The sequence below is a fragment of the Fictibacillus marinisediminis genome (assembly GCF_023149135.1).
Lineage (GTDB): Bacteria > Bacillota > Bacilli > Bacillales > Fictibacillaceae > Fictibacillus_C > Fictibacillus_C marinisediminis.
Genome location: NZ_JAIWJX010000002.1, coordinates 611,973 through 633,533 on the forward strand (window position 1 = coordinate 611,973; position 21,561 = coordinate 633,533).

Below are 21,561 nucleotides of genomic sequence, written 5' to 3' on the forward strand. Positions count from 1 at the left end.
CTTGGTAAGGTCATCCTTTTCCACAAATATGAGAGGAGCATTATGTATGCAAAGAAAGTATGGACGTTTAGGGTATGCGGCTTTAACGCTTTTTACAGCTTTAACAGTTTCATTGCCTTCTTCATTTCAGCCCGTATCAGCAGAGAGTGCTGTTGATCCAGCACCAGAAATCAAGTCAACCGTTGTAAATGCCAACAATGGGAAGAAAATTCTGTTTGATAACACGCATGGCCAAACAGCAGGAACAGCTGATTGGGTCATTGATGGAGGTTTCTCGGATTTCGGAAAAGGATTGGCGAATAACGGCTTTGATGTAAAAGAACTGCGGAAATCAACACCGATTACGGCTAGTGATTTGAGCAGCTACAGTGTTTTTGTTATCCCGGAAGCCAACATTCCTTATAAAGCTTCCGAGCAAGCGGCCATTCTTCAATATGTTCAAAACGGCGGAAGTGTTTTCTTTATCGCTGATCATTATAATGCAGACCGCAACAAAAACCGCTGGGATTCATCAGAGGTTTTCAATGGGTATCGAAGAGGGGCATGGACAAACCCAGCGAAGGGAATGAGTACAGAGGAAGCCAATTCTGCAGCGATGCAGAGTGTAACGAGCTCTGATTGGCTGTCCGCAAACTTCGGTGTCCGCTTTCGTTATAATGCGATCGGGGACGTAACAGCGAATGATATCGTCGCTCCATCTCAAGCGTTTGGCATTACACAAGGTGTTTCCACCGTAGCCATGCACGCGGGGTCTACTGTAGCGATCATGGATCCGAATAAAGCAAAAGGAATTGTTTATCTTCCTAAAACAACAACAAAATGGTCAAGCGCCGTCGATCAAGGTGTATATAACGGAGGGGGACGAGCAGAAGGGCCATTTGCTGCCGTTTCAAAAGTGGGGGCTGGAAAAGCTGCCTTTATCGGAGATTCTTCTCCTGTCGAAGATGCGACACCGAAATATAAACGAGAAGATACAGGGTCTGCTAAAACGACGTATGATGGATACAAAGAACAAAATGATGCCACGCTGCTTGTAAATGTGGTGAACTGGCTGGCTAAGCAAGAAGGATATACCGCTTTAAACCAGGTGTCAGGGCTACAGCTCGATCAAGCTACGACATTGCTTGCTTCAGAAACACCAGGCCAGTCAACTGAACCTCAACCTGAGCCATGGTCAGCTCCTGCTGCAGGATACAAATGGTATGATGCGACCACTTTTGCTTCAGGCTCATATGGTTATGGTGGGGGAACAACGCAGCCTCCTGCAACGAGCGGTTATTCTTTTGATCATCAGGCAGTTTTACCGACAAGCGGTATTTTCCAAATAAGGGTAAAAGTGAACGGGCTCACAGCCAATACAACCTACAGTACTTTTAACTTAGGAGTTTACAATGGATCAGGCACACAGATTGCCAAGGTCCAAAATACGGATGGAAGCTGGCCTTCTGCCTATGGATACAGCAGCAACTTTTCCATTACGACGGATGCATCCGGTAACGGACAGAAGGTAATGAATGTTCAATTAAACTCAAGTTCAACAGGAAATGCAAATTTGCGTTTGCGCCAAAGCAGTACCAATGTCTATACTGAGGCTGTAACGGTAGGAAATGTAGCCGTTGAGCCGCTTCCTTAAGTTGATTGCTTAATCAACCAGCCATAGAGGCACTTTTTAAGAGGAAAATGAAATCAGACTCATTTATTTCAAACGGCCGTCAAGCCGGGTCCCATAGAAAAAGCCGCCGGTATCTGTACCAGCGGCTTTCTCAAGTTGAGCATTGAAATGGTGTCTAGCTCCAGCGCCCAGGGCTGAAAACGTGTTTCTTGTTTTCAGAATAGGTCCTCGGAGGACGAAATTGAAAAGCATAATTTCGTTCGCTTTCGGTTTTCTAATTACTCTTCTTCTTTTCGGTTCTTAAACGCCTCGTTCGTAACGATATATGGATCGACTTCTGCTTTTTCTTTTCCTTGCTTAGCAGTCATGCTGCCTTCGGGAAAATTCCCGGGATGTCCTTTTTTCTTCTGTTCAAACTCTTTACCTCGAGACATAGTTGTTCTTCCTTTCTTTAGGCTGAAAATGGTGTTACCTAAAAATTATGTTCTGTTTGGTGAGGTTTTAAACCATACCAACAAGTTCAACAGTGACATCATTAAATAATCCGTTGCCGATATAATACCCATCCAGGTCGAATTGCCAGTCATGAGGTCCGGCTTCAATATGTATAATGCCCGGCATGATATCCATCGTAATTGAAGTAATCAAAGAGACATCGATCTGGTCTTTCGTAAAATCATCCGCTACTTTATAGGCAATCTTCATTAAATGCTCATCTATAATATTTAAATCCTTCTCTTCAAAAGCCATCACAACATTCATCACCGTATATTCATAAATGTTCATCCGCTCATCCCCTTAAGCTTATTTAAAACTATCATTTCCAAAAAACTATGAAACTATTCATTTATACTAAAATTCATCTTTGAACGGTGCCTGGCACTAAATAAATGGAGCGAGGAGAGAATGAATGATCAAAAACCATTTTTCGGCAGGAAAGAAATTGGGAAGCAATACACACGGAGAAAAGGCGTCTATGCCATTATCTTTGATGAACAGAGGAAAATGCTTGCCGTGATGAAAACGCCGAGAGGCTATTTTCTTGCAGGCGGCGGAATGGAAGGAGAAGAGTCGTTGGAAGAATGCTTGCAGCGTGAAGCTCTTGAAGAGTTGGGGCATGATATTCTCATCAAGCAGTACATAGGAAATGCAGAAAAATAGTACATCACTCAGCAGGACCAGACCCCAATGATTGCTGACAGCTATTTTTATCTCGCGGAGCTGGCGGAATGGAAGCTCGATCCGATTGAAGAGGATTACGAGCTGGAGTGGGTTCCCATTTCAGAAGCCCAGGAGATTTTGCATCGAGCATCAGGCATGGGCGGTCGCACAGGCTTTTCAGAACAAATAAAAAGAGCCCGGCCGGCTCTTATTTTACGCTTGGCATTTCTTTTACAACAATGACCGGTGTTATTTTCCGCAGTAAGCAACCATCCAGTTCACCTTGAGGAATAAGGCCGAGTGTCATGGCCGCTTCAATCTTTTGTTTGTCAGGCTGCTTTGTTGTAATGATACAGTCCTGAAGGTTGAGTTCTTCGAGTTTTTGAACTGTTTTTTCCGTATGAAAACTTTCTGATTTTCGGATCTGCCGCTGAAGTTTATAACTGCCATACAAAGCTTCCCCTTTTTCACTTTCGCCGCACATATAATCAAAATGAGTGTTAAATTTCTTCTTTAGTTCTGACAGCTCGGCATCGATCGCTTTTGCCTGCTGGTTCAGCTCGTGAAAGCGGGAAACCATCTCTTCGGTAACTTGTCCACTTTTTGTTTTCACAGTTCTAAGCCCCCTCTTATTTCCTTACTTCATCCTATGGCGGGAGGGCAGGAGATAGTACTGTATAGTATAATGAAGATAGGTTAAACACTCGCATGAAAGGAGCTTTTACCTATGGATTTTGCATTTTTGATGGCGGAACAGCGCATCAAGGAGGCGATTGATAGGGAAGCCGCTGGAGTTAGAAGGCCTGTCCTCTGTTCCACCAGAATTTTATTATCAAGACGTAAATTATAAAAATCCTCAAAAATAAAGGAGAGCACATATTAGTCATGTATAATATGTGCTCTCCTTTTTTCATGTCATGCGTTTTTTTAATAAGGCGTGATGTATTATTTCCGCCAAAAATTCGTATATTCTGCTTTATCCTGAATATTAAATTCAATCATTTTCTCAAGCAATTCGTAATTTACCGGCTCATTCCACGGAATTCGAAACAAGCCTTTGGTAGCGCTGTAGCCAGCTTGTGCAATGTCATCGGCAAAGTGCGTCATGCCTACTTCTTCGGGTGAAACGCTCAAATGATGCTTCGCTGTGGAAAAGCCGATGATAAATGTGCCGTGATCGGAAAACATTGGCGTATTCCACTTGATTTGCGGTTCTAAATTTGGGAATTTATTAGCAACCCACGCCAAAATTTCCTCTGTTCGGTTGCGGTGGTCGGGGTTGTCGATACCTGCTAAATATTTCGCAAAAACTTCCATGTCTTCCTCCTTCGATATTATGCTATTGCCGCCAAAAATTCGAATTCTCAGCCTTATCCTTGATATTAAATTCAATTATCTTCTCAAGCAATTCGTAATGAACTGGTTCAGTCCATTGAATTCGGAACAAGCGTGAAGAAGCGCTGTAGCCAGCTTAGGCGATTTCCAGAATCTGCACCTGTTATTATTTTTCTCCGTTTCTATTCCATATAACACCAAAACCTACTATGAAACCAATTGTAACATGATCCTAATCTTTTAAAGTAACGCGCCCTTAACATAAAGAAAGATCACAATGCTTATTGAAGATTTGCGCCCGGCAAATAATAGGGCGGCATCGTCTTCGTATGTTCATCGCCACGCTTACTTATATACTCAATACAAAAAAGCTGACCCGGAAGTACACGTAAAAGTGTCTTTCTGGAATCAGCCTTTATCTTTAGAATTTATAGGTCCAAAACTGTTCTCTATTGATGCGTTTTAACACTTCTGGAACTTTGTCTTTGTTTTCTTCCGCCATGGCGGCAATGATCCATTCGGTTTGGGAACGATGGGCTTTAATCGCTTCAAGCTTTTGATCGGAGACGGAACTCACGTCATTGATCACATCGGGCTCACCGAGCATTTCATAGCAATCATTCGAGAATGCGACACAATGAACGGCCGGCCGCTGATCTTCAGGAAGCTGTTCAACCGCTCGGATGACAGCGGCCCCGGTAGCTTCATGGTCAGGATGGACGCTATATCCGGGATAAAACGTAATGATGAGTGAAGGCTTCAGTTCATCGATCACGTTTCCGATTCGTGCGGCCAACGTTTTCGGATCTTCAAACTCAACCGTTTTATCCCGCAGCCCCCACATTCTTAAATCGTCGATGTTCAAGACATTAGCGGCTTGTTCCAGCTCTTTTTTTCTGATCTTTGGCAAGGATTCTCTGGTGGCAAACGGTGGATTCCCCATATTTCGCCCCATCTCGCCAAGAGTCAGGCAGACATAGGTGACTGGGACTCCCTTTTTTGTATTCATCGCAATGGTGCCTGAGACGCCGAAAGCTTCATCATCAGGATGTGGAAAAATGACTAAAACATGTTCGTGTGACATACGTTTACCTCCTATTCAAACGGATGAGGGCTGAGCTGAAGAGCGACGGCTAATTTACCTTCTGCATCGTGCCCTGCAAGCAGGAGCTGTCCGTCTTCGTTGACTTCCCAATGCGTCAAACCCTCAGCGTAAACCCACCCGATGTTAATTTTTAATCCTGCACGATAAGGAGATTTTTCTCCCGTAATCACTCCGCGCTCAAAATTTATTTTCGCGTTGCGTATATAAGCGCCCACTGAAAAAAAAGACTGATTAAAATGAGAGGCGTATGCTCCATTTGTTGTTTCCAAATGCAAATAAACGTCCCGGTTCAAGAATTGATCAATCTCATTTTGAACCGTTTCTGGTGTAATCGGCTGCAAGGTTTTCCCTCCTCAAAAAGCTTCATTTCAATCATTATACTTTAAGGATGGCAAAGCGTTAAATAAACTGCTTAGCAAAGAGATCGAAATACTAAGCATAAAAAAGAGGCATTAAAAAGTTTAATCCCTCTTTCAGCTTTCTATTTCTTTTTTTCATCCTTACGCACCACTTCTGTCGGATCAAAGCCAGGAGGTGATTTCAATTCATAGTGTGAAGTCAGTTCTTTTGCCAGTTCCACTTCCTGATTGTCGTGCACGATTTCATTTTTCGGAACTTGAGGAAGTTTGGCTTTGTTTTTATCACGTGCCGGCTGTTTATGGCTGTTGCCTCTGCCCATGGTTAACCCACCTTTTTCTTAAAATGATATGTGAGTAGAATCCCAAGTTCAGGATGTTTTTATTCAGGATAAATCTCATGAATAAAAAAAGAGCAAAACAAATGATGTCTGCTCTCTGTATGGTTTATTTAATTTTGGAGTTGCGGTATGCACTGTGGTCGGTCGGCCCGACATATTGATTCAGCGGGAACGAGTTGCGGATTGCTTCTGTAATAAAGTCTTTTGCAACGGCGATCGCTTCTTTTACTGATTTCCCCTTGGCTAATTCTGCAGCGACTGCAGAAGAATACGTACAGCCTGCTCCATGAGTATAGGTCGTATCGATTCGTTCAGATTCAAGAATATCGAAATTATCACCATCAAACAAAACGTCGACTGCTTTTTCGTGAGCAAGCTTGCCGCCGCCTTTAACAATGACATATTTAGCGCCGGCAGACTGGATCTTTTGAGCGGCTTCTTTCATTTGATCAACAGTTGTAATCGGAGCCATTCCACTAAGCTGGGCAGCTTCAAAAAGGTTCGGCGTGACGACGGTGGCCTTCGGTACAAGAACATTCTGAAGCGTGTCTGCGAGTTCCGGCTGAAGCGGTTCTGCACCTTTACATACCATTACTGGGTCAACGACTACATTTTTTATATCATATTTATCAATGGCTTCCGCAGTGGCCTTAATAACATCAACAGAAGCAAGCATACCGGTTTTTACAGCATCCACTCGGATTCCTGCCAGAACGGTTTCAAGCTGTGCTTTGAATAAATCAAGAGGAAGTAAAAATACTTCATGGTACCAGTCTCTGTGAGGATCCTGGGCCACAACGACATTGATGGCTGTCATGCCGTAAACTCCGAGCTCCTGGAATGTCTTTAAATCCGCCTGAATACCAGCTCCGCCGCTTGTGTCAGAACCGGCAATGGTTAATGCTTTAAACTTACTCATTGTCCAATCTCCTTTTATGCCTGTCTTTTAAATTTCATCTATGTATTCTATTATAACAATGATTGCCAGCGGGACAAAATTCATGATTTCATTGTAATATCCGTTTAACCTGACCTAAAAGAGTGAAAAGTAACAGCAGACAGATTTTCTTTGCTTCGTACGGCCAACCTATGTTTTACTAAGTAACAAACAAATTAAATGAAGAAGGTGTTCTCATGCTGAAAAAATTATTTGGTAAAAAAGAAAATGAAGCGCCTACAGAAGAAATCATTGTTTCACCATTAAATGGGGAGATCATAGGCCTAGAAGATGTGCCGGATCCTGTTTTCTCTGAAAAAATGATGGGCGACGGCATCGCGATTTTGCCGGAAGACGGTGAACTGTTGTCTCCCGTTGATGGTGAAATCCTTCAGGTGTTCCCGACCAGGCATGCTGTCGGCATTAAAACAAAATCAGGAATGGAGATTCTTATTCATATCGGTCTTGAAACAGTCATGATGAAAGGGGAAGGCTTCACGTCTCTTGTTAAAGAAGGAGACCGTGTAAGAACCGGACAGCCGCTGATCTCGTTTAATGTAGATCTCGTCAAGGAAAAAGCAAAAAGCACGGTAACTCCTGTCATCATTACGAATGGTGATAAGGCAGGGGCGATTGAGAAATTCCAAAGCGAACATGCCCAAGCCGGCACCACTAAGATTATGCAAATCAGTGACATTAAATAATAAAAGAGACAGACCAGCTGCTGGTCTGTCTCTTTTATTTTGGAATGAGTCGAAGTGGCCGGCCGCCCGTAAAATGACGATATACGCCAGTAAATTTCGCGGACGCGCCAGTAAAATCCTGAAACGCGCCCGTATTTTCCCCGAATCCGCCCGTAATTCTTCCGAACGCGCCCGTAAGCTATTTAAACCAGCACATTGAAATAGCGGGCTTCAGGGTGGGAGAAAACTAGAGCTGTGACGGAGGCTTCGGGCTCCATCATGAATCCTTCTGTCAGCTGAATGCCGATTTCTTCAGGCTGAAGAAGTTTGAACAGCTTTGATTGATCTTCAAGATCCGGGCAGGCTGGATAACCGAACGAGAAGCGCTGGCCTTGGTATCTCGCAGAAAAACGATCCTGCATGGAAAGGGTAACAGGGTCAGGGAACCCCCATTTATCCCTCATCTGGCGGTGAATAAGTTCAGCCAATCCTTCCGCAGTTTCAAGAGCAAGCGATTGAAGCGCAAAGCTTTCCAGAAAACGGCCTTCGGCTTTAAGCTGCTGTGCTCGTTCGCGGATGCCGCTTCCAGCTGTTACCGCAAAGAACCCGACATAATCCATTTCGCCGCTGTCGACGGGCTTGGCGTAGTCTGCCAAGCAGAGGTTCGGTTCTCTTGTCTGGCGTGGAAACTCAAACGTCTCAATGATACGGGATGTATCGTTTGGATCATAAATATAAAGTTTCTGCCCATCCGACTGTGAAGGGAAAAACTGATACAGTGCTGCTGGATCGATCAGTTTTTTCTCCTGGCTCTCCCGAAGCAGTTCATCAACTATTCCTTTTATTTCCAGTGCTCGTTCATCTTTCTCGGCGAGCAGCCGTGAAACCTTTCCTTTCACTCCTAAATGGTGTCCGAGCAGCATCTGCAGATTAATGTACGGAACTACAGAAGAGAGCGGGAAAGACTTAAACACATGGCGTTCCGTATCTTTTGGAACAAATACTTTTAAACTCTGATTAACGGAAGGCCGGACTTTGACGGCCTCAGCAACAGCGGTGCCGGTACCTCCTCCGGACGGCGTGGCTTCTGAAGCAGGTGCGGCAGGTGCTTTCGCCACAGGCTTTTGAAAAACTTCTCCTTTTTGAAGCTTGTTTGCAAGGCTCAATCCGTCCATCGCATCCTTGGCGTAAAGCACAGTCCCCTGATATTCCTGAGCAATCCGGTTTTCTGTAAACTTGCGGGTCAAGGCGGCGCCTCCTACAAGAATCGGGACGGAAATACCCGACTCTCTCAGGTCGGAAGCAGTAAGCACCATTTGCTGAGCTGATTTTACAAGCAATCCTGAAAGGCCGACCACATCGGGCTTCTCCCTCTGAATGGCCTGAATCAGTTCTTGCGGCGTAACTTTAATTCCGAGATCCACCACTTCAAATCCATTATTGCCAAGGATAATATCTACAAGGTTTTTGCCGATATCATGGACGTCGCCTTTAACCGTGGCCAAAACGACCTTACCTTTCGTGCTGACCGCACCGCTGCTCTCCATATGGGGCTCAAGGTGGGCGACGGCAGCCTTCATCACTTCAGCGCTCTGCAGGACTTCAGCTACGATGAGCTGGTTATCGTTAAAGAGCCGGCCGACTTCTTCCATCCCGGACATAAGAGGTCCATTTATAATTTCCAAAGGCGCATCATACTGTGCCAGAGCAAGGTCAAGATCCGGAATGAGTCCTTCTTTCGTTCCTTCGACCACGTAAAAGGCGAGGCGCTCAGCAAGAGGCAGTTCCAAGACAGGAGTTTTTGCCTCCTTTTTCTTCCCTCGGTAGAACTCTGTAAAGGATGCCAGGTTCTCGTCGTTCGTCTCAAACAGCAAGGCTTTTGCCATCTCTACTTCCTTTTCTGGGATAGAAGCATAGCGTTCCAGCTTTTCAGTGTTGACGATCGCGTAGTCGAGCCCAGCCTGTGTACAGGCATAAAGATATACCGCGTTTAAGATTTCCCGGCCGACCGGCGGGAGACCGAACGATACGTTACTGATGCCAAGGATCGTCTGGCATTCAGGAAGTGTTTCTTTCAGCTTTCTCAAACTTTCCACTGTCGCATTGGCAGAACCGATGTATTGTTCATCTCCTGTTCCGACAGGGAAGACGAGAGGATCAAAAATAATATCGCTCGGAGAGATTCCGTATTTGTTCACTAGCAGATCGTAGGATCGTTTAGCGATCTCGAGCTTTCGGCCTGTTGTGACCCCCATGCCTTTTTCATCGATCGTACCGACAACAACGGCTGCTCCGTAACGGGAGATGATAGGGGCAACTTTCCCAAACCGCTCCTCGCCGTCCTCTAGGTTAATAGAGTTGATAATGGCTTTTCCCTGCGAGTATTTCAGGGCTATCTCCAGCACCTCGTCGTCCGTTGAATCAATAACAAGAGGCACTTTCACTTTTTTTACAGCTTCCTTAATAAAATTCTCCATATCCTGAAGCTCTTCACGATCAGGATCCGCAAGGCAGATATCTATGACATGCGCACCTTTCTTTACTTGCGCGCGGGCGATCTCTGCCGCTTCTTCAAACTTGCCTTCGGCGATCAGCCGCTTAAATTTTCGTGAACCGATAACATTGGTACGTTCGCCGACCATCAAAGGGCGCATGGATGGATCATCATAGATCAGCGGCTCAATCCCTGACACGGCATGGGAATGGCTTTCAGGGACAGTACGCGGCTTCAGCGGTTTTAGCGCTTCTGCGATGGCCCTTATATGGTCTGGTGTCGTGCCGCAGCAGCCGCCGGCGATGTTGAGCCAGCCTTCTGCGGCAAAGGCGCTGATTTTCTTTGCGAGAGTTTCTGGTGTTTCATGATAGTTCCCGTCTTCATCCGGAAGGCCGGCATTCGGATAACAGCTTACCGCTGAAAGAGACAGTGCGGATAAGGAGCGGATATGGTCGGTCATAAATTCCGGCCCCGTTGCACAGTTGAGCCCTACAGCCAAAGGTTTCATGTGCTCAAGCGAGATGTAAAAGGCTTCAATCGATTGGCCGGCCAGTGTCGTACCCATCGGCTCAATCGTGCCTGACACCATGAGCGGGACTTCCTTTCCGGCTGATTTAAACGCCCGTTTAATGCCGATAAAACCTGCTTTAACATTGAGCATATCCTGGCTGGTCTCGAGGAGAAGCAAATCAACCCCGCCGTCCAGAAGGCCTTTTACCTGTTCTTCATAGGAAGAGGTCAGCCCTTCAAATGTTGCGCCTCCTGTAACGCTCAACGTTTTTGTTGTTGGTCCCATTGATCCGGCAACGAAGCGGGGCCAATTAGGGGTGGAGACCTTATCGGCCGCTTCCCGCGCGATCTCTGCTGCTATTTTGTTCGTTTCATATGCTTTATAGCCGAGGCCGTATTCGTCGAGCACAATATCAGTGGCCCCGAACGTATTGGTTTCAACGATATCAGCACCTGCCTCTAAATATTGCAAATGGACATCCAGAATTACATCAGGACGGGTAAAGTTCAGGTTTTCATTGCAGCCATCCAGGTCTTCGCCGCCAAAGTCTTCGGCAGTCAGATTGGCTTGCTGGAGGATGGTGCCCATTGCCCCGTCCATGATCAGTATTTTATTCTTAAGCTGTTGTTCAAGGGTTTGATTAGACATTCTGAATCCTCCTTGTTTTTTTGCGGTCAATTTCGTAGGCATACTCCGTCAGTTCAGCCGTCAATTCATATCGCATGAATGGGGTGATCAAATAGATGCCATTAAACAGTTCAGAAGCGGCATCTATCAGAGATTTTGAGATGGCAAGGCCTTCCCTTGCTCCAGAAACTGGGTCGTCTTTAAACTTCGCCATACGGCCGCGCACATCGTCTGTCAGTTTGATCCCCGGCACCTCATAATGAAGAAAGTCAGCGTTGCGGCTTGAGGTGAGAGGCATAATCCCAACGTAGAAAGGAACCGGCAGATCTTTTACAGCTTCGTGGAACTCCAGCAGTTTCTCTTCAGAGTACACCGGCTGGCTGATAAAGTAGTCCGCGCCGCTTTCTATTTTTTTCTCTGCCCTCTGAACTGCTCTTTCCAGTGACTTCACATTTGGATTAAAGGCGGCACCGACGGTAAATTGTGTTTTTTGTCCCAAGTCTTTTCCGGAAAGTGAAACCCCTTCGTTAAACTGTTTGATCATTTTAATCAGTTCTATGGAGGTAACATCATAGACGCTTGAAGCTCCCGGAAAATCGCCTACCTTTGCCGGATCCCCAGTAATTGCCAAAATATCGTGAAGTCCGAGTGTATGCAGTCCCATGAGATGAGACTGCAGACCGATAATATTCCGGTCTCGGCAAGCGAGATGAACGATCGGCTGGACTCCTGTCTGTGCTTTAGCCAAAGAAGATAGGGAGGTATTGCAGATTCTTGGTGATGCCAACGAGTTGTCTGCAAGCGTAATGGCATCTGCTCCGGCTTCTTTCAATGCCTTTGCTCCTTCAAAAAAACGGGATGTATCAAGCTTGCGGGGAGGATCCAGCTCAACAATGACCGATCGCCTTTCTTTTAGAATATCAGGCAGGGAAATCTCAGGTTTCTGCCTCGTTTCAACAACGGCAATAGGCTCTGGGCGCTGTCTGACTTCCTTTTCGGTAACAGGCTTCAGTCCATGAAGCTCTTCAGCGAAAGCTTCAATATGAGCAGGAGTTGTTCCGCAGCAGCCTCCGAGAAGGCGGATGCCTTGGTTTCTGAAAAGTGAAGCACTGTTCTTGAAATACTCCGCATCACCTTCATACTGAAATTTTCCATCCACATAGGAAGGAAGACTTGCATTCGGATAAGCGGAAAGATAGGCATGCTTTGGAATTTCTACTTCCTCAAGTGTCTTGATCATATGAAAGGGCCCAAGACGGCAATTCAGCCCTACGACATCCGCTCCTAAATCTTCTAGGCGTCTAATCGCTGTATTGATGGGTGTTCTGTCATTTAGAATACCGACTTCCTGCAAAGAAATCTGCGAGATGATCGGAATGCGGGTCTCGCTGCGTGCAATTTCAAGAACGGTTTCCAATTCTTCCAAATCGTAAAAGGTCTCAAGAAGAAGGCCATCCACTCCTTCCAACAGAAGACAGTAGAGCTGTTCCCTAAAACTTCTCTTTATTTCTTCAATCGTAAGTGAGCTTGGGCCCGTTCCACGGATTCCTCCGATGGTTCCCAGTACATACGTTTCATTGGCAGCTGCTTTTTTGCAAGTCTTACAGCCGCACTATTCAGCTCTTTGACTTGCTCCTCCAATCCATATCTTTGCAGTTTAATATAGTTGGCGCTGTACGTATTGGTCTGAATGACATCTGCACCGGCCTGTATGTAAGCCTGGTGGATGGACTGAATCTGATCAGGGTGCGTCAGATTCAGCTGCTCAAAACAGCAATCCGTTCCATACGAGTAGAGAAGTGTTCCCATTGCCCCATCGGCAATCAAGATTTTGTCTTCAAGATCTTTCAATAATCCCATTATGCGGTCCTCCTGTTAGTTCGGTATCTTCCAGCGGCCCAATAAAATAAAAAAAAGCCTTCTTAAAGAAGAAGACTTTGAAAGTTCGAGGTCATTCTTCTTATCTTCCAAGTTCAATTCGAACTTGTTGGACTTAGCACCTTTTCAGCTGCAAAGCTGAAGGTTGCTGAGGTGTCAACGGGCCATTCCCTTAACCTCTCTGGATAAGAAACCAAATCGCTATAAAATTAATTCTCTATACCTTACAATAATTGTTGGAAGATTTCAATAGCTTTTTCAAATGAAAAAATGGTTGAGCTTTTTATCACAGGGGGACTCCGATTATGAAGAATAAGTATACCAACCTTGACGGGATACAAAACACACATACATTTAAAGAATTGCTGCAGTGGAGAAGAGAAAGCGCGGCAACAAAAATATTTAGCTCAGCAGATTCCGCAAGGCCAGAAAAAGGATCAGCAGATTAAAAGAAAACCGGCAGCATCATTCCATCACATGGATCGGCCATTCTGCTTTTCTCATTCAGATGGGCGGGTGCAGGCTTAAGGTACTGTTGCTCGGGGAGACATGGTGGAAAAGTGGAAAGGAGCAGCCGCAATAGCCTGATTCCCGTTTTTCACCTTTAAGGGACATTTATCATACACTACACTAACACTTTTAAAGGTGGAGATAGCAATGGGGTGCATGGTTAATATTTACTATCTGAAGATAAATAGTCTGGCGAGCAACAGTTCATTGAATCTGGGATCAACCTTTCATAATAGCCATACAGCAAATACAAAATCTACAGGCGACAATAGTTCTGTTGGAGATCATTCACCAGCAGAAGCCATGATGAAAAACATGGTCTTTGATCCGGATGTTAATGATCAAAATGAATACGGAAATGCAGATACTTCGGTTGCAAACCAGCCTTAATGAAATGGAGCAATAAAAGAAGAAGGGGGGTCACCTCATGCCATATTTGTTTAATATTTTTAATATCAAAACGAATGGTGTGACCATGAACGGTAACATAGATATCGGCCCGACCGTCCATAACAGCCATACAGCCAATACAAAGTCAGTTGGTTCTACGATCTCTCTTGGAGACTTTTCTCCGTCAACTGGATTTATGGTGAACAGCAACATCGATCCGGATATCAGCGACCAAGGCCAGGTAGCGAACCCGTCCGCTCCAGTCACTAACCAGCCTTAACGTTCACCCGCCTGTTTTTACCGAAAGAGGGAGTCTGTCCAATCAGCTTTTTGTTCAAGCCATACACTGTAGGTAAAGAGCGAAAAGGATGGAACAGATTTGCGTTTTTCTTTCAGAATAGGAAAAATCATCACAAATGGTGTGACTCAAAATGGAAACATCGATATTGGAAGTACCGTCCAGAACAGCCATACAGCCAATACCAAATCGGTAGGGGCGGTTGTGGCGTTCGGTGACTGCTCAGATGCCTGTGCGTATATGATCAACTTCAACGAAGACAACGACGAAAATGATATGGGTCAAAGCGAAGGACAGGACGATCAGCAGAAATAATGAAGGAGCGCTTAATGGGAGCGCTCTTTTTCTTTGGCCGAGAAGGATTTCTTTTCCCTAAAAAAGAAGCCTGGTGGTAGTGGTGGAGAATAATCTTAAAGGAGTTGCCATCGGATCTGAAAGAATACGCGCCGATTTCGTGAAAATACGATCCAATCTCAAAGAAATACGATCCGATCACTGCAAAATACAGATAAAATGCAATGCACTTACTAGAAAGGAGCACGGAATGAAGTTAAATGAACTGAATAACAGGGTAAATGACATTATTAGCGGCCAAAATGGAGATTATGCTTACTGGATTGAAACGGAGGATGGCCACATTGAGTATCAGGCAGATGAGGTATTCCCAGCCGCAAGCCTTATCAAGATACCAATTTTAATTGAAGCCTTTCGGCAGACAGAAGCAGGTCAAATCGATCTCGCTTCCCGTATTTCATTAAAACAGGAGGTAAGGGTTGGCGGTGCCGGGGTTCTCCAGCTTTTTTCTGATGAATCAGCTGTTACTGTAGCAGATATACTCACGTTAATGATCACTGTTTCTGATAACATGGCAGCCAACATTATGATTGAAAAAACAGGCATGGTGAGAATTAATGCTCTGCTGGCTGAATTGGGCTGCAGCCAGACATTGCTCCAGCGCAAGCTGATGGATTTCGAAGCTGTTAAGGAAGGAAAGAACAACTATACTTCAGCAAGAGATGTTATTCTTCAGCTGAAGGAGATTGACAGGGGAGGCAGGTTAAAGGCCAAGAGCAAACAAGCGATCATGAACATTCTTCAAAATCAGCAGTTTCGCTATAAGCTTCCCGCCTATATGGATGAAGAAAAGATAACCATCGCGAATAAAACTGGAGAATTGGAGGGAGTAGAGCACGACGCAGGCATTTTCACATTTAAGAGAGAAAAGCTGTTTGCAGTGGTTCTAACGAAAAGTTTACCGAGTGAAGAAGAAGGAAGACAAGCCCTGGCGCTAATTGGGAAAGTACTGAATGACTATATGCTAAGTTATCAAAAAAATTAGAAAAAATTGTTTTTGGCTTCTTCGACAAAAAATGATAAAATTATGAATACTTAATGAAAACGCATACATAACAACGACAGAGGTGAACAGATGATTACGAATCAAAATGATCAAGGGCTCAAGCGAGGCATGAAAGCACGGCATTTATTTATGATCTCCCTGGGTGGTGTAATCGGAACCGGATTCTTTCTCGGTTCGGGGATGACCATTCATGATGCCGGCCCGGCAGGCGCGGTGATTTCTTATCTCGTTGGCGGATTTATCATGTATTTGACGATGCTCTGTCTTGGTGAGCTTTCAGTTGCTATGCCTGTATCCGGTTCTTTCCAAACATATACGACTAAATTTATAGGGCCTGGAACAGGTTTTGCCGTCGGATGGCTCTACTGGCTAGGATGGGCGGTTACCGTAGCTCTTGAATTTTTCTCAGCTTCTGCTTTGATGCAGAGATGGTTTCCTCATTCAGAACTTTGGATGTGGAGCTTAATTTTTGCGGGTGTATTATTTGCTTTGAACGCACTATCTGCGAAGGCTTTCGGAGAAACAGAATTTTGGTTTGCGAGCATAAAGGTTCTTGCCATTATTTTATTTATTATCCTTGGCGGTGCGGCGATTTTTGGCCTGATCGATATGAAAGGCGCCAGCTCGTCTCCAGGTTTCACAAATTTTGTTTCAGCGGGATGGTTTCCGAATGGATTCAGTGCTCTGTTTGTCACCATGATTGCTGTTAACTTCTCTTTCCAGGGAACCGAGCTGATTGGAATAGCATCTGGAGAAAGTGAAAATCCTGAAAAAACCATTCCACGTTCCATTCGTCAAACGGTTTGGAGAACACTTTTCTTTTTTGTTCTTGCGATTGGTGTGCTTGCCGCATTAATGCCAATGGCTAAAGCAGGAAAAGTGGAAAGCCCGTTTGTCGTCGTCTTTGACAGCATCGGAATACCGTATGCTGCGGATATTATGAACTTCGTTATCTTAACCGCGCTGTTGTCTGTTGCCAACTCAGGTTTGTATGCGGCAACTCGTATGCTCTACTCGCTTTCAAAAGAAGGAATGGCCAGTCCAGCTCTGGGAAGAGTAAACAAACGCGGTATTCCGATGAACGCGCTGTATATCACAATTGGCGTTGCCTTGCTTTCCTTATTGTCTGCATTTAAAGCGGAAAAAACGGTGTTCGAATGGCTTCTGTCATTGGCAGGTTTGGGTGCGCAAGTGGGCTGGATTGCCATTACCGCTTCACAGTTCGCCTTTAGAAGAAAGTTCATCCGTGATGGAGGAAAGGTAGAGGATTTGAAGTTTAAAGTCCCATTGTTTCCGATCCTTCCGCTTTTCGCCACTACGCTGAACCTTGGTGTTTTGATCAGTATGGCCTTTGATCCTGCACAGCGTCTCGCTCTTTATTTAGGTGTCCCTTTCTTTATTGGCTGTTACCTGTACTATTACTTGGTCATTAAGAAAAGAGAAAAAACAGCCGCTCTGCAGCGTAAAGCTATATAATGAAAAACAGCATCTCCACAGGGATGCTGTTTTTTTTGTTTGGCTCTTTTCTAAAAGATTGTTGCTTTGGGGACATTTATGTATAGAAACTTCATTGATCAATTGATTGGAGTGCAAGGTGCGAGACTCCTCGAAAATGAATTTCACATTTTCTTCGTGCGATATAAACGCTGCCGAAGCCTTCCTTGTCCTGCGGGAGCAGCTGGACAGGTGAGACCCGCAGGCGCCTGCGCCGAGAAAGTAGGCGCTGGCGCCGGTAAAGCTCACCGCACGCCCCGCGAAAGTAGGCGTTTACGCCGGTAAAAGCGAGCAGCCTGAAACGGAAATCAACCACTCCCAAGAGCACCAAAGGTTACGAAAACAGCCTTTTGTTTTCATTTTCCAATTATTGTTTTTCGGTTGACAGAATAAAGAAAGTCCATTACTATTGGATATTGTACAACAATGCTTCAACGCATAAAAGCGTTTAAGTATATAAGTGAAACAAAATAGTATTGCATCAGGGAGAGGTCAAGCATGAACAGTAAAATCAAACCTTCAGGAGTCATCCTGTTATTTTTATTAATTGTAGCAACAATGTTTACAAGCCTTGTTGTTCTTAAGGTAGAACCCCATATACCGTTGTTTTTCTGTGTTATACTTACCGGTATTTTTGCCGTGTTCTGGGGAGCAGATTGGAAAACGATTGAGAAGGGGCTCATCTCAGGAGTAGTAAGCGGTATACAGCCCCTGCTGCTGTTGATTATGATCAGCTTTGTTATCGCAAGCTGGATGATGAGCGGAGCCGTTCCAACGCTTTTATTTTACGGCATGAATATCATTCAGCCCGAATGGTTCGCGCTGAGTGCTTTGTTTATTACCATATTGGTATCAACGTTTACGGGCAGCAGTTTTACGACCGCTAGTACGGTAGGAGTAGCTCTCATGGGAATCGCGCATGTGCTGAACGTGAATCCTGGCTTAGCCGCCGGAGCAATCGTGTGTGGTGCGTGTTTTGGAGATAAGATGTCACCGCTGTCTGATTCCACTAATCTGGCTTCGGGTACGGTAGGTGTCAATTTATTTGAACACATTCGCCATATGATGTGGACCACTGTACCTGCTCTAATCATTACGGCAGTCATCTTTTTCTTTGCCGGCCATCAGCCGTCAGGAACGTCAATTGCACAGTTGGCTGAAATGAAAAAGACGTTGGGTGAACACTTTACCATTACACCGTTCACGCTTATTTCACCGTTAATCGTAATGGTGATGGCTTTCCGAAAGATGCCGATCATTCCAACGCTGCTTACAGGAGTGGTGACGGCTGCCCTCACGACCCTCATCCTCAATCCGGACTTTCCGATCGCTCATATGATCAATGCGCTGGAAAATGGATTGAATATGAAGACAGGAAGCGATGCGGTTGATGCGATTGTGAACAAGGGCGGTCTTATCCCGATGATGTGGTCGGTTTCACTGATTATCATCGCCCTGTCACTAGGCGGTCTTCTTCAGGAACTAGGAATTATCGATATCATGATTCGTTCATTTGAAAACTCGCTTAAGAAAACAGGCCATCTGATTGCAGCAACGGCTGCGTCAGGGCTGGGAGTGAACCTTTTGACAGGGGAAATGTATCTTTCTATCATTCTGCCGGGGCAGGCCTTTAAAAAGCACTTTGAAAAAAACGGGGTCCCGTTAATAAATCTTACAAGAACGATGGAGGATGCGGGTACACTGATCAATCCTCTCGTTCCGTGGAGTGTGAGCGGTGCCTTTTTCGCAGCTACCCTCGGAGTATCTGCTCTTGATTACATCCCGTTCGCCTTTTTACTGTACTTGTCACCGCTGTTTACTCTGTTTTACGGGTACACAGGAATTGGATTAGCCAAGAAAAAAGATGATGCAAAAACACTATCTAAAGCTTCATAAAAATGTTGCATCAGGATATCCTCCTGATGCTTTTTTTATTTGGGTGAATGCAGGCTTCCTTTTGTTCATATGATGAAACGATAGATGTAAAATAAGCAGATCTTTAGGAAGAAGGGAGGCGGGAGTGATGAAACAGGTTCGGGGTCAGAAAGTCTTTTTATCTGATGCTGTGCTGTCATCCCTGATCTACACTCACTATGGATTGACGGTTCAGTCCATTGAGCGCGTACTCGCCATTCCAAAGGTGCATACAGATCAAGGGATCTTTGGTTTTAAGAATGCCAATGAACTCAATGATCTGCCATTTGTCGCCCATTGTATAGAGTGGATGAAACAAAACCATTTTTCTTTTATTCCGAGCGTCCTGCCTTGTCATAATGGACAGGTATATTTTGAACATGAGAATGAACTGTACTATATGGAAGAGTGGGCGAAGGGAAAGGATATCCTGTTTGCTGACCTTTCATTGTGTGAGAGGATAGGGGCAGCACTCGCTCATTTTCACCATGCAGCTGAAGGGGCCGTACCCCCGTCGGACAGCTCCCGGATGGAGTATGGCAGCCGGGTCCATAAACTGAATGGTGTTTATCAGGATATTCAAAAATGGAAAACAGAATATAAGCCTGTCCCGGAATGGACCTTCGAGCCGTGGATGCTGGATGTGCTTGAAACCAGATGCAGGCTGGCCTATTCTTATATCCACCGCCTTGAAGAAGAGCATGGAGAAGTGAAAGGAGCGCTATGCCACGGCAGTCTTCATCAAAGGAACATCCTGCTGGATGGGGATCAAAAGATTTATTTCATTGATGTGGAATCTTTGGTTTTTGCTGAACGGCCATATGATCTGGCATCGTTCATCCATTATTATGCACCGTCCTACAATTGGAAGCCTGCAGTGATCCACCGGTTTATTAAAGGATATCAGGAACATTCCGTCCAGTCTCTCTCGTTTAATGAATGGAAGTTTTTATTCTCCTTTCTTGCTTTTCCGAGGAGAGTTGAAAGCTGGTGCTATCGCCATTTCGGGAGCCAAACACCTTCAGAATCAACTTATTTTAAACTTCTGGGCATCCTTGTTCACGATCAGCCAAAGGAAAGTCTGTTTACACAGTTTCATCCAGAAACTCTTGAGTCATCATTTCATTTGTTTTATGAAATGGTAAAGGGGAGGATGGGGTGAGAAGGCAAGCTATTGCAAGAGGCTGCTCGAAGCCTTTTTATTTTCTTCTTTTCGCGCTGGTTTTTTGCGGGGCCTTTCTTGTTTTTTCCGTCTTTATTCATACACATCTGTTAAAAGAGTTCGACCGGTGGACGATGGCTGCTGTCTTATCGTTACGGACACCCAAATGGACGTCATTCTTTTTATTTATTCAGCAGCTGGGGTATAGGAAGGTCATCTTCCCAATGATTACTGTCATGGGGCTGTATCTTATGTTGTTTAAAAAGTTCAATGAATGCTTGTTTCTCTTTTCAACAGCGGCAGGGGCTTTAATTTTGAACGGATGGCTAAAAACCTATTTTCACCGGCCCCGGCCTTCTGTTCATGTTCTTATTACAGAAAATGGGTTCGGCTATCCGAGCAGACACACAATGCTGGCCCTTGCTCTTTACGGAAGCATCAGCTTTTTATTGTGGAGAAAATTCCAGGAGGAAGGCGCTCATTTGGCAAAAAAGCTGCTTTCGTTAACAATTGGACTGGTACTGCTGGTTGGACTCAGTATGATTTATCTTGGAGTCCACTATCCGACAGATATTTTCGGCGGTCTGTTAGCCGGAGCGGCCTGGCTCTGTTTATGCTGCGCCTGGTATCTGCACATAAAAGAATAATGGCTTAGTAGGCGTTGGCATAAGCAAACAGCGCCTGATTGGACATACAATACAAAGGAGAACTGCAAGGAAAAACAGGAATTAAACGGTTTAATCTCATGGAAAGGAGCCATCAGCAGAAAATGAGCCATGGTTATGACCCTCAGAATAAAATGGAATACTACTACCAGCACTATAAATATCATGCAGAGATGTGTAAATATTATTATCAGCTCATGTTTGGCGAACAAAAAGAAACAGCAGAATATATGCTGCCTCCCAATATTGAGGTAAAAGAAAAATGGAAAACAAAAACATCCTATGAAAAGACCTATGCCCCGATTCAAAACCTGCCTGATCCGGATCAACAGAAAGAATGATGACGTACGACGATTATATATCTGCCCTGCTGATCTGGTGTGTTCAACTAAAAAGGGATGCCACGATGGCTGCAGAAGGGTGCCGTTTATTTCGAAACAAAGAGATGATAAAGGTCTATGAAAACCGGATTAGCTCCTTTATCAGCGGACTCTATAGACTTCAGGAACTGAAAACAGCCCTTAAAATGAAAGAAATAGAGTCTGAAGCATGCTCTATATATCGGGAAGGATGCAGGATATGGCGGGTACTCGGAAAAAGCGCTCTGTAAAAGGGCTATTTTTTTTTTGGCTTTTTACAAGGAGATTTTCTTTTTCCGTTTTCAGCATTGAAAGTGCTTTCATGCGGTGGTATAGTAATTGTAATAAGTTTACGAAAACGTTTACGTA

25 protein-coding genes, 1 pseudogene and 1 riboswitch are annotated in these 21,561 nt (G+C 44.8%); of the genes and pseudogenes, 16 read left to right on the forward strand and 10 right to left on the reverse strand.

Annotated elements, in window-relative coordinates:
- Positions 1 to 46: 46 nt before the first annotated feature.
- Positions 47 to 1,633 (forward strand): GldG family protein, encoded by a 1,587-nt coding sequence (locus LCY76_RS03375; RefSeq protein WP_248251463.1) that lies wholly within the window; start codon positions 47 to 49, stop codon positions 1,631 to 1,633.
- A gap of 257 nt (positions 1,634 to 1,890) precedes the next feature.
- On the opposite strand, the gene LCY76_RS03380 is transcribed toward LCY76_RS03375, so the two are convergent.
- Both LCY76_RS03380 and LCY76_RS03385 read right to left on the reverse strand, forming a co-directional pair.
- Entirely contained in the window at positions 1,891 to 2,046 is a 156-nt protein-coding gene (locus tag LCY76_RS03380; protein ID WP_175501932.1) for a hypothetical protein, read from the reverse strand.
- Between the two features lie 67 nt (positions 2,047 to 2,113).
- Positions 2,114 to 2,398, reverse strand: coding sequence for a hypothetical protein (locus tag LCY76_RS03385; protein ID WP_248251464.1), 285 nt, complete (start codon positions 2,396 to 2,398; stop codon positions 2,114 to 2,116).
- A 120-nt stretch (positions 2,399 to 2,518) separates the two neighbouring features.
- On the opposite strand from LCY76_RS03385, the gene LCY76_RS03390 reads away from it, so the two are divergent.
- Both LCY76_RS03390 and LCY76_RS03395 read left to right on the forward strand, forming a co-directional pair.
- Positions 2,519 to 2,773 carry an NUDIX domain-containing protein gene (locus LCY76_RS03390; RefSeq protein ID WP_248251465.1) on the forward strand — a complete coding sequence of 85 codons (255 nt, stop codon included), beginning with the start codon at positions 2,519 to 2,521 and terminating at the stop codon, positions 2,771 to 2,773.
- A 27-nt stretch (positions 2,774 to 2,800) separates the two neighbouring features.
- On the forward strand, positions 2,801 to 3,016 hold the full coding sequence (locus LCY76_RS03395; RefSeq protein ID WP_248251466.1) for an NUDIX hydrolase: 216 nt from the start codon (positions 2,801 to 2,803) through the stop codon (positions 3,014 to 3,016).
- On the opposite strand, the gene LCY76_RS03400 is transcribed toward LCY76_RS03395, so the two are convergent.
- Positions 2,982 to 3,386: a hypothetical protein gene (locus LCY76_RS03400; protein ID WP_248251467.1), complete on the reverse strand. Its 405-nt coding sequence runs from the start codon at positions 3,384 to 3,386 to the stop codon at positions 2,982 to 2,984. The genes LCY76_RS03395 and LCY76_RS03400 overlap by 35 nt on opposite strands.
- A 114-nt stretch (positions 3,387 to 3,500) precedes the next feature.
- Here LCY76_RS03400 and LCY76_RS23770 point away from each other — a divergent pair, with 114 nt between their 5' ends.
- A complete protein-coding gene (locus LCY76_RS23770) occupies positions 3,501 to 3,623 on the forward strand; it encodes a hypothetical protein (RefSeq protein ID WP_272885558.1) in 123 nt (40 codons plus the stop codon).
- Between the two features lie 95 nt (positions 3,624 to 3,718).
- Here the strand turns inward: LCY76_RS23770 and LCY76_RS03405 are convergent, their stop codons facing one another.
- The 5 genes from LCY76_RS03405 to pdxK all read right to left on the reverse strand — a co-directional run bounded on the left by LCY76_RS03405 (position 3,719) and on the right by pdxK (position 6,829).
- The gene (locus LCY76_RS03405) at positions 3,719 to 4,090 is read right to left on the reverse strand and encodes an iron chaperone (protein ID WP_248251468.1); all 372 of its coding nucleotides are present in this window, start codon (positions 4,088 to 4,090) and stop codon (positions 3,719 to 3,721) included.
- 439 nt (positions 4,091 to 4,529) lie between these two features.
- On the reverse strand, positions 4,530 to 5,192 hold the full coding sequence (gene bshB2, locus LCY76_RS03410; protein WP_248251469.1) for a bacillithiol biosynthesis deacetylase BshB2: 663 nt from the start codon (positions 5,190 to 5,192) through the stop codon (positions 4,530 to 4,532).
- An 11-nt stretch (positions 5,193 to 5,203) separates the two neighbouring features.
- The gene (locus LCY76_RS03415; protein WP_062238658.1) at positions 5,204 to 5,554 is read right to left on the reverse strand and encodes a YojF family protein; all 351 of its coding nucleotides are present in this window, start codon (positions 5,552 to 5,554) and stop codon (positions 5,204 to 5,206) included.
- Positions 5,555 to 5,694: 140 nt separating this feature from the next.
- Complete coding sequence (locus LCY76_RS03420; RefSeq protein WP_053355731.1) at positions 5,695 to 5,892, reverse strand: YfhD family protein; 198 nt, start codon at positions 5,890 to 5,892, stop codon at positions 5,695 to 5,697.
- Between the two features lie 124 nt (positions 5,893 to 6,016).
- On the reverse strand, positions 6,017 to 6,829 hold the full coding sequence (gene pdxK, locus LCY76_RS03425; RefSeq protein ID WP_248251470.1) for a pyridoxine/pyridoxal/pyridoxamine kinase: 813 nt from the start codon (positions 6,827 to 6,829) through the stop codon (positions 6,017 to 6,019).
- Between the two features lie 215 nt (positions 6,830 to 7,044).
- Here pdxK and LCY76_RS03430 point away from each other — a divergent pair, with 215 nt between their 5' ends.
- Positions 7,045 to 7,551 (forward strand): PTS sugar transporter subunit IIA, encoded by a 507-nt coding sequence (locus LCY76_RS03430; RefSeq protein WP_248251471.1) that lies wholly within the window; start codon positions 7,045 to 7,047, stop codon positions 7,549 to 7,551.
- A 182-nt stretch (positions 7,552 to 7,733) separates the two neighbouring features.
- Here the strand turns inward: LCY76_RS03430 and metH are convergent, their stop codons facing one another.
- Both metH and LCY76_RS03440 read right to left on the reverse strand, forming a co-directional pair.
- Entirely contained in the window at positions 7,734 to 11,183 is a 3,450-nt protein-coding gene (gene metH, locus LCY76_RS03435) for a methionine synthase (protein ID WP_248251472.1), read from the reverse strand.
- Positions 11,176 to 13,022: pseudogene (locus LCY76_RS03440) on the reverse strand (bifunctional homocysteine S-methyltransferase/methylenetetrahydrofolate reductase). The gene metH and the pseudogene LCY76_RS03440 overlap by 8 nt, the downstream one beginning before the upstream one ends.
- A 97-nt stretch (positions 13,023 to 13,119) precedes the next feature.
- Positions 13,120 to 13,232: riboswitch (SAM riboswitch) on the reverse strand.
- A 113-nt stretch (positions 13,233 to 13,345) separates the two neighbouring features.
- Between LCY76_RS03440 and LCY76_RS03445 the strand changes: the two are divergent.
- The 11 genes from LCY76_RS03445 to LCY76_RS03495 all read left to right on the forward strand — a co-directional run bounded on the left by LCY76_RS03445 (position 13,346) and on the right by LCY76_RS03495 (position 21,443).
- The gene (locus LCY76_RS03445) at positions 13,346 to 13,489 is read left to right on the forward strand and encodes a hypothetical protein (protein ID WP_248251473.1); all 144 of its coding nucleotides are present in this window, start codon (positions 13,346 to 13,348) and stop codon (positions 13,487 to 13,489) included.
- Positions 13,490 to 13,697: 208 nt separating this feature from the next.
- Positions 13,698 to 13,940 (forward strand): spore germination protein, encoded by a 243-nt coding sequence (locus tag LCY76_RS03450; RefSeq protein WP_053355725.1) that lies wholly within the window; start codon positions 13,698 to 13,700, stop codon positions 13,938 to 13,940.
- Positions 13,941 to 13,977: 37 nt separating this feature from the next.
- Positions 13,978 to 14,220: a spore germination protein gene (locus tag LCY76_RS03455; RefSeq protein WP_062238646.1), complete on the forward strand. Its 243-nt coding sequence runs from the start codon at positions 13,978 to 13,980 to the stop codon at positions 14,218 to 14,220.
- A 99-nt stretch (positions 14,221 to 14,319) separates the two neighbouring features.
- Positions 14,320 to 14,553, forward strand: a complete 234-nt coding sequence (locus tag LCY76_RS03460; RefSeq protein WP_053355723.1) for a spore germination protein — start codon at positions 14,320 to 14,322, stop codon at positions 14,551 to 14,553.
- Positions 14,554 to 14,782: 229 nt separating this feature from the next.
- Positions 14,783 to 15,577 (forward strand): serine hydrolase, encoded by a 795-nt coding sequence (locus LCY76_RS03465; RefSeq protein ID WP_248251474.1) that lies wholly within the window; start codon positions 14,783 to 14,785, stop codon positions 15,575 to 15,577.
- A 90-nt stretch (positions 15,578 to 15,667) separates the two neighbouring features.
- Positions 15,668 to 17,074 carry an amino acid permease gene (locus tag LCY76_RS03470; RefSeq protein ID WP_248251475.1) on the forward strand — a complete coding sequence of 469 codons (1,407 nt, stop codon included), beginning with the start codon at positions 15,668 to 15,670 and terminating at the stop codon, positions 17,072 to 17,074.
- 516 nt (positions 17,075 to 17,590) lie between these two features.
- Entirely contained in the window at positions 17,591 to 18,988 is a 1,398-nt protein-coding gene (gene nhaC, locus LCY76_RS03475; RefSeq protein ID WP_248251476.1) for a Na+/H+ antiporter NhaC, read from the forward strand.
- Between the two features lie 127 nt (positions 18,989 to 19,115).
- The gene (locus tag LCY76_RS03480) at positions 19,116 to 20,168 is read left to right on the forward strand and encodes a phosphotransferase (RefSeq protein WP_248251477.1); all 1,053 of its coding nucleotides are present in this window, start codon (positions 19,116 to 19,118) and stop codon (positions 20,166 to 20,168) included.
- Positions 20,165 to 20,815 carry a phosphatase PAP2 family protein gene (locus LCY76_RS23995; protein WP_248251478.1) on the forward strand — a complete coding sequence of 217 codons (651 nt, stop codon included), beginning with the start codon at positions 20,165 to 20,167 and terminating at the stop codon, positions 20,813 to 20,815. The genes LCY76_RS03480 and LCY76_RS23995 overlap by 4 nt, the downstream gene beginning before the upstream one ends.
- Before the next feature lie 38 nt (positions 20,816 to 20,853).
- A complete protein-coding gene (locus LCY76_RS03490; protein ID WP_248251479.1) occupies positions 20,854 to 21,174 on the forward strand; it encodes a hypothetical protein in 321 nt (106 codons plus the stop codon).
- Entirely contained in the window at positions 21,174 to 21,443 is a 270-nt protein-coding gene (locus LCY76_RS03495) for a hypothetical protein (RefSeq protein WP_248251480.1), read from the forward strand. The genes LCY76_RS03490 and LCY76_RS03495 overlap by 1 nt, the downstream gene beginning before the upstream one ends.
- Positions 21,444 to 21,561: the final 118 nt, after the last annotated feature.

Bases quoted from the DNA above. Each gene is read 5' to 3' on its own strand.
- LCY76_RS03470 (WP_248251475.1), top strand. From the start codon at position 15,668: ATGATTACGAATCAAAATGATCAAGGGCTCAAGCGAGGCATGAAAGCA.
- LCY76_RS03465 (WP_248251474.1), top strand. From the start codon at position 14,783: ATGAAGTTAAATGAACTGAATAACAGGGTAAATGACATTATTAGCGGC.
- nhaC (WP_248251476.1), top strand. From the start codon at position 17,591: ATGAACAGTAAAATCAAACCTTCAGGAGTCATCCTGTTATTTTTATTA.
- LCY76_RS03375 (WP_248251463.1), top strand. From the start codon at position 47: ATGCAAAGAAAGTATGGACGTTTAGGGTATGCGGCTTTAACGCTTTTT.
- bshB2 (WP_248251469.1), bottom strand. From the start codon at position 5,192: ATGTCACACGAACATGTTTTAGTCATTTTTCCACATCCTGATGATGAA.
- metH (WP_248251472.1), bottom strand. From the start codon at position 11,183: ATGTCTAATCAAACCCTTGAACAACAGCTTAAGAATAAAATACTGATC.
- LCY76_RS03455 (WP_062238646.1), top strand. From the start codon at position 13,978: ATGCCATATTTGTTTAATATTTTTAATATCAAAACGAATGGTGTGACC.
- LCY76_RS03480 (WP_248251477.1), top strand. From the start codon at position 19,116: ATGAAACAGGTTCGGGGTCAGAAAGTCTTTTTATCTGATGCTGTGCTG.
- LCY76_RS03420 (WP_053355731.1), bottom strand. From the start codon at position 5,892: ATGGGCAGAGGCAACAGCCATAAACAGCCGGCACGTGATAAAAACAAA.
- pdxK (WP_248251470.1), bottom strand. From the start codon at position 6,829: ATGAGTAAGTTTAAAGCATTAACCATTGCCGGTTCTGACACAAGCGGC.
- LCY76_RS03385 (WP_248251464.1), bottom strand. From the start codon at position 2,398: ATGAACATTTATGAATATACGGTGATGAATGTTGTGATGGCTTTTGAA.
- LCY76_RS03450 (WP_053355725.1), top strand. From the start codon at position 13,698: ATGGGGTGCATGGTTAATATTTACTATCTGAAGATAAATAGTCTGGCG.
- LCY76_RS23770 (WP_272885558.1), top strand. From the start codon at position 3,501: ATGGATTTTGCATTTTTGATGGCGGAACAGCGCATCAAGGAGGCGATT.
- LCY76_RS03390 (WP_248251465.1), top strand. From the start codon at position 2,519: ATGAATGATCAAAAACCATTTTTCGGCAGGAAAGAAATTGGGAAGCAA.
- LCY76_RS03405 (WP_248251468.1), bottom strand. From the start codon at position 4,090: ATGGAAGTTTTTGCGAAATATTTAGCAGGTATCGACAACCCCGACCAC.
- LCY76_RS03430 (WP_248251471.1), top strand. From the start codon at position 7,045: ATGCTGAAAAAATTATTTGGTAAAAAAGAAAATGAAGCGCCTACAGAA.
- LCY76_RS03380 (WP_175501932.1), bottom strand. From the start codon at position 2,046: ATGTCTCGAGGTAAAGAGTTTGAACAGAAGAAAAAAGGACATCCCGGG.
- LCY76_RS03495 (WP_248251480.1), top strand. From the start codon at position 21,174: ATGACGTACGACGATTATATATCTGCCCTGCTGATCTGGTGTGTTCAA.
- LCY76_RS03445 (WP_248251473.1), top strand. From the start codon at position 13,346: ATGAAGAATAAGTATACCAACCTTGACGGGATACAAAACACACATACA.
- LCY76_RS03395 (WP_248251466.1), top strand. From the start codon at position 2,801: ATGATTGCTGACAGCTATTTTTATCTCGCGGAGCTGGCGGAATGGAAG.